Source organism: Pseudomonas sp. SDO55104_S430 (assembly GCF_054070595.1).
In genome coordinates, this window is sequence record NZ_JBSVXG010000174.1 from 1 (window position 1) to 12,541 (window position 12,541).

General features: G+C 54.6%; 2 protein-coding genes and 1 pseudogene. All 3 read left to right on the forward strand.

Annotated features, from left to right (window positions below; all coding sequences use genetic code 11):
- On the forward strand, positions 1-11,101 hold an 11,101-nt coding region (locus ACW9JE_RS23195; protein WP_457434064.1), incomplete at its 5' end, for a hemagglutinin repeat-containing protein.
- Between the two features lie 16 nt (positions 11,102-11,117).
- Complete coding sequence (locus tag ACW9JE_RS23200; RefSeq protein ID WP_457434065.1) at positions 11,118-11,549, forward strand: hypothetical protein; 432 nt, start codon at positions 11,118-11,120, stop codon at positions 11,547-11,549.
- 264 nt (positions 11,550-11,813) lie between these two features.
- Positions 11,814-12,541, forward strand: a pseudogene (locus ACW9JE_RS23205) (hypothetical protein); the annotation flags it as partial.

The window sequence follows — 12,541 nt, forward strand, 5'->3', positions numbered from 1 at the left end:
CATCACCCGCAGCGCAAAAATCAACGCCGAGATCCAGGCGAAAAACCTGACCATCGTTGCCGGTCGCAACGACGTCAACGCCCAAACCCTCAACGCCACAGCCCGCGCCGACGACGGCAGCGCCAAGCCGCAACTGGCCATCGACTCCTCGGCGCTGGGCGGCATGTACGCCGGGGCGATCAAGCTGGTGGGCACCGAGGCCGGTGTCGGGGTGAAACTGGCCGGCAACCTGGCGGCCAGCGGCGGGGATATCCAGATCGATGCCAACGGGCATCTGAGCCTGGCGCAGACGGCTGCTACGAACGCGGTCAATGTCAAAGCCGCCAGCCTGGACGCCCAGGGGCCGGTCTACGGTAACTCGGTCAATGTTCAGACTCAGGGCAATCTGAGTGTGCAGCAAAGCGTTGCTGCTCGGGACAGTATCAGCTTGAGTGCCGGTGGTGTTCTGACCAGCAACGGTGTCATCGAGGCCGGGGTCAATGCCGATAACAGTCGCAACGGCAATGGCGATATCAGCCTCAGTGCGCAGGCGCTGAACAACAACGGTAAAAGCGTGATTGCCAGTCGTAATCTGACGGTGACGACTGCGCAGACCCTGAGCAACCAGGGTGGCACCCTCAGTGGGAAAAACACGGCGATCACTGCTGGCACCCTGGACAACCAGAACAGTGGTCGAGTGCTGGGCAACACCAATCTGAATCTGACTGCAGGTCAGGTGTTGAACGGCCGTGGCGTCATCAACAGCGCTGGCAATTTGACAGGCACGGTCGGTCAATTGGACAACGGCGACGGTGAGATTTCCAGCGCCGGCATCACTCAACTCAACGCTGCCGCATTGAACAATCGCAGTGGTCAGGTCCTGGGTGACCTGGGATTACAAATCGACCTCAGCGGTGCTCTGGATAACCGCAACGGTGTATTGGGTTCGGGCAAACGCGTACAGATTGATGCCGCGAGTCTCGACAATCGCGATGCCGGCGTGGTGGTCAGCGACGGAAGTCTTAATGCGCGAATCAGCGGTTTGCTGGATAACCGGAACAACGGTGAAATTAGCGCAAAGGGCGTCATCGATGTACGTAGCGGTAGCGTCGATAACCGTGTTGGCAAAATCAGTGGTAAAGATGCGCTTTCCGTCACCAGCGATTTCTCCGATAACCGTGGTGGGTCAATCCAGGCCGAAAAGCAACTGAAGCTGCAGATTGGGCAACTGGATAATCGTGATAAAGGCTTGATCAGCGGTAAGGCGGGTATCGCTTTTGAGGGCTCTCGACTGGATAACACTGGTGGCTTGCTCAGTGCCATTGGTCCTGTGACTCTCAGCGCCAATGAGGTGCAGAACGCAGTGGGACGGATCTCCAGTCAGAGTGACCTCACCGCCACCATCGGCCTGCTGCAACAACAAGGTGGGGCGCTGGTCTCCCAAGGCAATCTGAGCCTGACAGGCACAACACTCGATAATCGCAATGGCGGTCTGGTTGGCACCACTAAAGCACTCACGCTGAACGTTGATGACGTCGACAATCGCGCAGGTGAACTCTCCAGCAGTCTATTGCTCAACATTACGAGTCAGCATCTGGACAACAGCGACAGCGGAAAGATTCTGGCTGCTAGCGACCTGCAATTGGTCGTTGCCACACTGATCAACCAGAACAAAGGCATGATCACCGCCAAGGGCGCAACAACGCTGACTGGTACCACGCTGGACAATACTGACGGTACCTTCGATAGCCTCAATGGGTTGGTGATCAACCTCGACGATGCGTTGCTCAATGGCCAGGGGCTGATCAGCAGTGAAGGAACACTGACCGTCAACTCAGGCAGCTTCGATAATAGCGCCGGCAGTCTAAGCAGCGCAGGTGCATTGACTGTGACTAGTCGTGGCATCTTGATCAATCATGGCGGTTCGATCAGCACCGACAGCATGCTGGTCCTTGGCAGTGTCAGCCTGGATAACAGCAAGAAGGGGCTGATTTCTGGTAAGGACACTACTCGTGTCATCACAGGAAATGTTGACAACAGTCAGGGCGGCGGACTCATCAGTGGTAGCTCTCTGGATCTCACTGCCGCGCAGGTCAACAACGCCTCGGGACGGATTGCCAGCCAGCAAGCGCTGACTGTCTCTGTCACCGGGCTGGACCAACAGGGCGGTGAGCTATTCAGTCAATCCAGCTTAAGCCTGGACTTGAACAACGGCCAACTGAACAACCAGAACGGTCTGATCAATGCGCCGTTGCTTGTCCTGAAAAATATTCAGGACGTCAACAATCAAAGTGGGGAGATATCCAGCGCCGCAGCCTTTTCGCTGGCCGCTCAAAACCTGGATAACAGCAAAGGCAAATTGCTTAGCAACCAGGGCCTGACTCTGCGTATTACGCAAGCCCTGAACAACATCAAAGGCGTTATTTCCGCCGCTTCTGTAGATAGCCACAGCGACAGACTCAACAACAGCGATGGCTTGATCAGGAGCCTTGATCGGTTGGAACTCACCACTGACAGTGCACTGGATAACCAGCAAGGAACGGTCATCGCTGACGGTGAACTGCTGCTCACCGCCGACACGTTGGACAACCGTGGTGGTGACATTGCCGGCAAGGCCGATGCCACCGTTGAAGTCAGAACGCTGAACAATCAGAAAGGAAACTTGATCACCACCGGTGTGCTCAAGTTGAACGCCGAAACTCTGGACAACAGCGTAAATGGTTTGTTGGGAGCCACCAACGCCATGGCCCTGACGGTCGATGACTTTGATAACCACGGTGGTGAAGTCAGCACAAACGCCGTTTTATCAATCACCGGTAAAAAGCTCAATAACAGTGATGGGGGGCAGATTTTCACCGGACAGGCACTCAACCTCACTGTTGACCAGTTACTCAACCGCAACAACGGCACGCTCAGCGCCAATACCGTGCTGAACCTGCAAGGGCGTTCGCTGGATAACAGCGGTGGTAACTTGCTCAGCGTGCAAAGTATAAACCTGGACCTGACGGGGGCATTTGACAATATCCAGGGCCAGGTCAGCAGCGACGGCGCGTTAACCGTCGAGACTACGCAACTTACCAACACCCAGGGCCGTCTTTCCAGCGCAACGGACCTGACGCTCACCAGCGACAGCATCATCGGCAACCGAGGGGGTGCGCTGGTCACAGATGGAGCGCTCACACTTTCCAGTGCCAGTCTCGACAACAGTCAACAAGGCAATATCAGTTCTAAAAAGGCGTTGTCGGTCAGCACCGGTGCATTCGATAACAGCCAGAGCGGACGGCTAATCAGCGCCAGCACTCTGAACCTCAACGCCACCCAAGTCACCAATCAGAACGACGGTCGTATCGGCAGCCAGGGCGCCCTGACTGCTTCGGTCATAGGACTGGATCAGCAAGGCGGCAAGTTATTCAGCAACAGCAGTCTGAGCCTGGACTTGAATAACGGCCAATTGAACAACCAGGGTGGGTTGATCAACTCGCCTGGCGCCTTATTGCTCAAACAACTTAAGGGCGTCAGCAACCAAAGTGGTGAAATTTCCAGCGCTCAAGCTTTCTCCCTTACAGCGCAAAGCCTCGACAATAGCAATGGTCAGCTGCTGAGCAATCAGAACCTGACTCTGCGTATTGCCGATGCGCTGGACAATGTAAAAGGCCTGATCGGTGCAGCGACCGTCGATGCCCGCGCTGCCAGCCTGAACAACAGTGGCGGTAGCTTGAACAGCCGTGGCGACCTTGAACTGATTGTCGACGGCGTGTTGCGAAACGATGCCAAGGGCCTGATCAACGCGGCTCAGCGACTCAACGTCTCTAGCGCTGAATTTAATAACCAGGGCGGTACCGTACTCGGTGTCAGTGCGGTCATCCTCGATGCCATGGCGTTGAACAACCGTGACGGAGGTGTGATCAATAGCCAGGGTGATCTGACCTTGGCGGCGACCAGCCTGGACTCGAGCAACAATGGCGAAGTCTCGGCCAATGGTGACATTGGGCTGACTCTGACATCCCTGATACAGAATGGTGGTCGCCTGCTTGGCGAAAAAGCTATCGCTATACAGTTGGCCAACGGCGACCTGGACAATCGCGATGGCCTGCTAAGGGCGAAGGGACCGCTGACTCTCAAGCAACTGCGCGATCTCAGTAACCAGGGCGGTGAAATCTCCAGCACGCTAGGTTTCAATGTGATCGCCCGTGCTTTGGATAACAGCGAGGGCAAGCTGATCAGCAGTCAGCAACTGGCGGTGAGTGGCACTACTCTCGTCAACCAGAAAGGGCTGATTTCCGGTTGGCAGGGTTTGACGGTCAACGGCGACAGCCTCGACAACCGCGATAGTGGCACTTTGTCCAGTCGCAGTGGCGATGTCTCGGTAGAACTCAGCGGCGTATTGCTCAACAGTGGTGATGGAGCTGTGGTCAGCCAAGGCGACCTAAGCGTTAAAGCAGAAAGTCTCGACAACAGTGACAAAGGCATCCTCAGCAGTGCGGCGGGGCAAGCCCTGACACTGCGAGGCCCCCTGATCAACAGCGAGGGTGGCCTGATAGACAGTGGCGCCACCCTGGCAATTACCTCCGGCGCATTAACCAATACGGGCGGCGCGATTAATGCGCAAGAGGCGATCGATGTCACTGTAGCCAACCTGGACAATACGGCTGGGAGCATCGCAAGTAATGGTGCGGTGACGCTGGATCTTTCCGGTGCGTTGTCCAATGCAAGCGGCAAGCTTGCCGGCGCTGGACCTGTGTTGATCCAGGGAGTTACCGATCTCCTCAACCAGAACGGTGAAATCGCTAGCCAAAACACGCTGAATCTCCAGACAGGTTCGCTGGACAACAGCAATAACGGCATTATCGCTGCCAAGGAAGCTCTGCAGATTGCCGCGGGCGGCACGGTACGCAACGACTCCAACGGTTTGATACATAGCCGCAACGCTGGCTTGAATATACAAGCCAACAAACTGGCGAATAGTAAAGGTACGATTCAGGCTCGTAACGATCTGGCCCTTGATGTCAGTGGTGACCTCGACAACCAGAGCGGTAATGTCGTTGCCGAAGACGGTTCGGTAGGGATTGACGCGGCCAACGTAGACAACCGAGGCGGTCTGTTGGCGAGTATCAAAAGTGCCCTCAATATGCGAACCGTTGGCGTTCTGCGCAACGGCTTTGATCTCAACAACAATCAAGGTGGGATAATTCAAGGCCAGAGTCTGACGCTGTCGGCACTGGCTGGCTTGAGCAACAACGGAGGACGGATTTCAGCGCAAGCCGCTGATGTGAATATCACTAGCACCGCAATCGACAACCGTAACGGTGTGCTCTATGCGAAAAGCCTTACGGGATTAATCGGCACCAGTCTGGACAACAGCAGTGGTCAAATTGCCGGTAGCCGTATCGATCTTGACCTCAGCGGGGCTCTGAGCAACCGCGCTGGCATTATCGAAAGCGACACTCAACTGACTGTTAAAGCCGCCAGCCTGGATAACCAAAATGGCCGGCTTCGCTCGCTCGGCAGCACCGACAAGACCAGTTTCCAGATTGGTGGTTTTCTGGACAACCGCAATGGTGTGCTCGAGACCGCCAATACTGATCTAACGTTGGCCGTTGGCAGCTTCCTGAACAACGGTGGCCAACTCAATCACATCGGTCGTGGTCGATTTGATATCTCCACTGCGAACCTCATTGCCGCCGGCGGAGCCATTACCACCGCCGGGACTCTGGATCTGAATGCCGATACCTGGACCAACTCGAGCGTCATCCAGGCCGGACGTCTGAATGTCAACGTCAACAATTTCAGCCAGACGGCCAGCGGTCAACTGCTCGCCTCCGACGGCTTGCAAGGACGTGGTGGCAACTGGAACAACGCAGGCTTGATCGCCAGCGATGGCGCCCTGGATATTCAATTGGGCGGAGCCTATAGCGGCAATGGTCGAGTATCGAGCCTGGGCGATCTCTATCTATCGACTTCGCAACTGAGTCTCAATGCAGCCTCCAGCATAGCCGGTGGCGGCACCACACAGATAAAGGTAAGCGGGCTACTGAGTAACGCCGGACGCCTGACTTCCAACAGTAATTTGACCGTCGATAGCGGCGGTTTGAATAACTCTGGCACCTTGGGCAGTTCGTTAGCATTACTGATCAAAACGCCCAACCTGATCAATGATCGCGGGCTGATTTTCAGTGGTCAGAACACCGCGCTGGAAGTCGGCAGCGCCACCAATAATTACGCTGACTTCTACAGCCTGGGCGATTTGACGGTGAAGGGCTACGCCGGCGCGGCGCGGGCCAACATTCTGGAGAACATTTCCGGGGTGATGGAAAGCGTCGGGAACATGTCAATCAATGCCACGACCCTGAACAACCGTGGTGACAAGTTTGAGGTGACGCGCAAGCTGGTGTCCGGTTTCATTGCGGTTCACTGCAATGATTGCAGTGGTGATACCTATTCCGTCGACTATGGCCTGCGAGAAATCTACGAAGGCTCAATCTCCGATCAGTCGCCAGGGGCGAAGTTGACTTCGGGCGCTGACTTTATGTTTAACGGCGGTGACTTCCTCAACAGTCGTAGCGAAGTGGCTGCGGCTCGCAATATCACCATCAACGCGAACAACTTCACCAATCTCGGCGCGTCAGCGGGCACCATTGAGCGCACACGGATCTTCTCTGCACCAGGTATTACCGATGGCACCCATACCCGTTTCGTCCTTGGTGATCTTTGGGACTACAACAAACGCAATGACAATGGTCCACTGACCTTTCACTACATTGACAATGCCGGCCAATTCCGCACAACCAATTATTCGACCGAACGTTATTACTTCAAAGGTAGTGAGGAAGTCCGCGACATACTGGTGGACAGTGAGACTGGCATTAAACTCATCGGCTACGATTCATCATACCGCCACCCTGACCGGTACGAGCAATCGGAGTACGACCCGAACAATCTGCTTTCGATGCCCGCTCAGCTCGCCGGCTACACGGTGGTAAGTGACGTTGAAGTGTCCCGCGATGGTGGAACAGTTCAATCGGCCGTCGTTCAGGCTGGTGGCAAAGTCAGCATCAACGCCGCGCAGAATCTCACCAATAGTGTGATCCATCAGGATTACGGTTTCAGCGCTGGTGTTGATCGTCGACAAAATACTCAGGGTGGCGGCACGGGAAAACCGCTGCTGGTACACCTTAACAGCCAGCTACCACCGGATCTTTCGCAACAACAAGTCAATCCGTTGAGCTTGCCTGGCTTTAGCTTGCCCATAGGGCAGAATGGTCTGTTCCGGCTAAGTGACCAAGGGGCAAACACTGCTTCAGCAGCGTCAGGTACGAATCCTTCGTCGGGGTGGATTCTGGGTGGCGAAAGCGTCCGCACGCTTGAGCATTCGGCTGTCGTCAGCGGTGATGGACCGCGAAACTTGTCGATCAGTAGCCCTACAGCTTATGCCAGCGATGATCGGGCGGTGGATGCGATAAAACGTTCATCAACTGCGATTCAGGGCCAAGCCAGTACTCTCGATTTGAGTGTGGAGTCGACCGGCTCGGGTGCCGATGTGCCCGCAAAGACAATCACGCCTATCGGTATTTTTCCAACGGCACGCGTCACCGGAATTCCGGACGTCAAGGCACCCGCCAATTCTCATAAGTACCTCATTGAAACCAACCCGGTCCTCACCAACCTCAAATCGTTCATGAGTTCGGACTACCTGCTTAGCAACCTCGGATACGACCCGGACGTCAGTGCCAAGCGTCTGGGCGACGGCTTATACGAGCAGCGTCTGATCCAGCAAGCAGTCGTGGCGCGCACGGGGCAGCGCTACATCGACGGCCAGACCACCGATGAGGGGCTGTTCAAGTACCTGATGAACAACGCCATCGCCAGTAAGGACCAGTTGAACCTGTCGGTCGGTGTGACACTCACCGCCCAGCAAGTCGCAGCTCTGACCCACGACATCGTCTGGCTTGAAGAGCATGAAGTGAATGGCGAGAAAGTGCTGGTGCCGGTGCTGTACATGGCCAACGCCAACAATCGCCTGGCGCCGAATGGGGCGTTGATTCAAGGCTCCGATGTGACGCTGATCGCCGGCGAGAACCTGGAGAACTCCGGGACGTTACGGGCGAGTAACGATCTGAAAGCCTCAGCGGGCAACGACCTGACCAATAGGGGGCTGATCGAGGCGGGTGGTCGAGTGGATCTGCTGGCGGGTAATGATCTGGTCAACAAGGCCGGAGGTATCATTGCCGGGCGGGACGTGAACATAGTCGCCATCGATGGCGACGTGGTCAATGAGCGTACCGTGACAGCAATGGATGCGAGCTATTCAGGGAAAACCCAACATCGGGATTTTGTGGATACAGCCGCTCGGATTGAAGCGGCCAACGATTTGGTAGTTTCGGCAGGTCGTGATTTCACCGTTTCTGGCGGAGTGCTCAAGAGCGGTGGCGACATTTACATCGATGCGACACGCGACATCAACTTGCTTTCTGTGCAAGAGCGTTCGACCGACAGCAAGTCCGGCTATCTCAATGAAAAGATAACGCAGATTGGAGCATCGTTAGATGCCGGTCGCGATTTGACATTGAAAAGCGGAAGGGACATTGCCGTGGTCGCCAGCGATATCGCGGCCCAACGCGACGTGTCCATCTCGGCTGCAGAAAACTTGTTCGTCACGTCCGCACAGGACGAGAGCCATACCTACTCGAAAGTCCGTAAAACCACGCGCCAGCAAGATCATGTGGATCAAGTTGCGTCGACCATCACTGCGGGCGGTGAGGTCGCCATGAACGCTGGCGCCGATATGACATTGGTTGCGAGTCGTATCACGGCCGGAGATGAAGCCTATTTGGTGGCGGGTGGAAACCTGGAGCTTCTGGCTGCGCAAGACAGTGATTATTCGCTGTATGACATGAAGAAAAAAGGGAGCTTCGGCACTGGGAAAAGTCAGCGCGATGAAGTTACCGATGTGAGAAACATCGGCACTGAAATCACTGCCGGCGGCAATCTTACGCTGCTAAGTAGCGGTGATCAGCGCTATCAGGTGGCCAAGCTCGAGAGTGGCAAAGACATAGCCCTGCTCAGCGGTGGCACCATCACTTTCGAGGGCGTAAAAGACCTCCATCAGGAAAGCCATACAAAAAGCCGCAATAGCATGACCTGGAACTCTGCCAAGGGACGGGGTAATACCGACGAGACGCTACGCCAGAGCGAAATGATCGCTAACGGCAATCTGGTTATCCACGCTGTCGAAGGGTTGAATATCGACATCAAGGACATTAATCAGAACACCGTCAGTCAAACCATCGATGCCATGGTCAAGGCTGATCCGGGACTGGCCTGGCTCAAGGATGCCGAGAAACGGGGAGATGTTGACTGGCGTCTGGTGAAGGAAACGCACGATTCCTTCAAGTACAGCAACTCGGGTATGGGGCCCGCTGCAATGTTGGCGGTGATCATCATCGTCAGTGTAATGACTGCTGGTGCGGCTAGTACCGCGGTAGCCACCGCCAGTACTTCCATGGGGGCCTCGGCAACTGGAACCATGGCCGCCGCGACTGCAGCGGGTGCGAGTGCCGGACTTGGTAACATCATCGCTTCCGCCGTCTTGACGTCGATGGCTAGTACCACTGCTGTCAGCACCATCAACAACAAAGGCAACCTTGGCGGCACGATCAAGGATGTTTTCTCGTCCGAAAGTCTCAAGGGTTACGTACTTGCTGGCGTTACCGCTGGGATAGCCGCGCAGTTTGGCTTTACGCCTAAAGAGCTGAAATTCGATCTGGCAAGTGCTGAAACTGTTGCCATCAAGGCAGCCGCCGACGCCTTGGCAAAAACCACGATCATGGGGGGCAGTCTGAAAGACAACCTGGCGGCTTCGGCGCTGGGCTCGGTGGTTACCATTGGCGGTGCACTAGCAGCGAACAAAATCGGTGACATCACCGTTTTCGAAAACGGCAAATTATCCAAAGTCGTCATGCACGCAGCTCTGGGTGGTTTGATGGCCGAGGCGATGGGGGGCGATTTCCGCACCGGCGCGATTGCCGCGGGAGCGAATGAGGCGTTGGTGGATTTTCTGGCCGACAAATTGTTACCAGTCGGAGTAGATAGAAGCAGTACGCAATACCAACAAGGCGTAAGCAATTTGTTGGCCGCTTCCCAACTGGTGGGCGTGTTGACGGCGGCTTTTACTGGAGGAGATGCATCCGCTGCTGCGGCCGTCACGGCAAATGCAACCCAGTACAACAATCTCGACCATCCCTCAGCAGAGCGGCTACTCAAAGAGCTTCAAGGTTGTCGAGCGACTGAAGGATGCAGCGCAAAAAATATCCGCGAGATTATCGGGCAATACGAAAAATTATCCACGCAACGCACTATGGCCATGAATGCCTGCAAAATTAGGGAGTGTGTGGACGCGATCGAGAAAAGTGCGGTTTCACTCGAGTCCCCCGTCGCCAAGGACCTAATGGATTTCTTACGGCGTACTGTCTCCTACGACATGGCCGGTCTGCTCAACGGCAATCCAGGGGTTATTGCGGTTCCATCGCAAGGCGTCGATGGCTGGGGAGCATTGTTTACCTCGGATAAGCAAATGGCCTTCGCTAAGAACCTTAAGGAAGGTTGGCTGACGGCGAGTGAGTTGGCAGGGGTTGATCAATGGGTCAAGGAAACCAGCTGGCTTGATCAGCAGGCAGGGAAGCAGTTATCGCTACAAGAGCGGGCAACGCTTATGATTGAAATTCAGACTACGCTGGGTATGGCGATTCTGGGCAGAAATCCGGCGGGTTCAGGGACCATTGGTGCAAAAGGCATTCACCAAGTTCCAGGTTTTGGAGAGGTAGATGATTTCTTTGCATCACAATCGACTATCCTCAATAAAAAGCTGGGGGCGAAAATTGGAGAGGGTCGCTTACCCTATGAAGCAAGCAGAGCTGGGGTAGAGCAGGCTAAGGCAACGGTTAAAGAAACCTTGGAGAATGTGACATCTGTTAGCCCAGTTATCCCCAGTTCAACTGTCCGAGGAAATTACGACCTTATCCATGTGTACAGTTCCAAAACTAACAGCACTGTGAGCTTGAGAGTGATGCCTGACGGAAAGTATGAGTTTGATACATTAATTCCAGAGAAGTCATCGAAGTTTTAATGTGGGGTGAGAGTTCATGTTGAGTAAAGAAATTTTATGTGACGTCAGATTTCGTTCGTTTTTTATGAGTGGGGATCTAGTTTGTGAATTTTTGGTGTTGTTTTTTAGAGTGTCTATGACAGGGTGGGTATCGCTAACGATTAGCGAGGGCGCGTCAAAATTTATAGTTCTCAAATCAGAGCCGGTATTACTAGATCTGTCAGAGGTAAGTGATGATTTCGCGTATCCAGTTAGTTCGTTAAATAGCCTGGATAGATTTTTAGGGTTAGAAATTGTTGCTGTGTATGAGTACAGAGTCAAGAATGTCGAAGAAGGTTGTATTGGGGTGTATTTAGATTTTGGTAGTAGTGGGCTAAGTATCATTGAGTCGGATGAATGTCTTTCAGTTGTAGATGGTGTGATGGGGTATTTGGAAGGAGAAATATCTCTGTGTAAAATAGAAATTTAGTTAGTGAAAGAGCACTCGGTGAAATGTAATTCCCAACTCCTACTGCCTTTTCTGATTCGACTCGGAAAATTGTTATTCGTACAAAAGTCGGCGACTGGCGAGCATTAAAAAAGCGTAATAAAGCGTAATAAAGGGGACAGATTTATTTAAATGAACGTAATAAAGGGGACAGATTTATTTAAATGAAAAATAAATCTATCCCTTTTTTCTGTCCGTTTTTTCTGTGAGCTGGCATTGGCCGGCAACCCGTCCCTGATCAACACGCCGCGCGTACAGGGCCTGCCCGACACCAGCGTGCGCAGCAACCCTCATAAATACCTGATCGAGACCAACCCGGTACTCACCGACCTCAAGCAGTTCATGAGCTCCGATTACCTGCTGGCCAACCTCGGTTACGACCCCGACACCAGCGCCAAGCGCCTGGGTGACGGCTTCTTCGAACAGCGGCTGATTCAGCAAGCCGTGGTCGAGCGTACCGGGCAGCGTTTCATCGATGGCCAGACCTCCGACGAGGCCATGTTCAAGTACCTGATGAACAACGCCATCGCCAGCAAGGACGAACTGAACCTGTCCGTAGGCGTGACCCTGACGGCCCAGCAAGTCGCGGCCCTGACACACGACATCGTCTGGCTCGAAGAGCATGAAGTGAACGGCGAAAAGGTCCTGGTGCCGGTGCTGTACCTGGCCCAGGCCGATAACCGCCTGGCGCCCAATGGCGCATTGATTCAGGGGCACGATGTAACGCTCATCGCAGGGCAGGATCTGAATAACGCCGGGACCTTGCGCGCGACCAACAACCTGGCTGCGTCCGCCGTACAGGACCTCACCAACGGAGGCTTGATCGAAGCCGGAAACCGTCTTGACCTGATGGCAGGGAACAACATCGTCAACACCGCCGGCGGCGTCATCGCCGGTCGTGATGTAACCCTGACGGCAATCAAAGGCGATGTCATCAACGAGCGCAGCGTCACCAGCTCGGACTTCACCAACAA

Coding starts and splice junctions, on each gene's coding strand:
- ACW9JE_RS23200 (WP_457434065.1), top strand. CDS start 11,118: ATGTTGAGTAAAGAAATTTTATGTGACGTCAGATTTCGTTCGTTTTTT.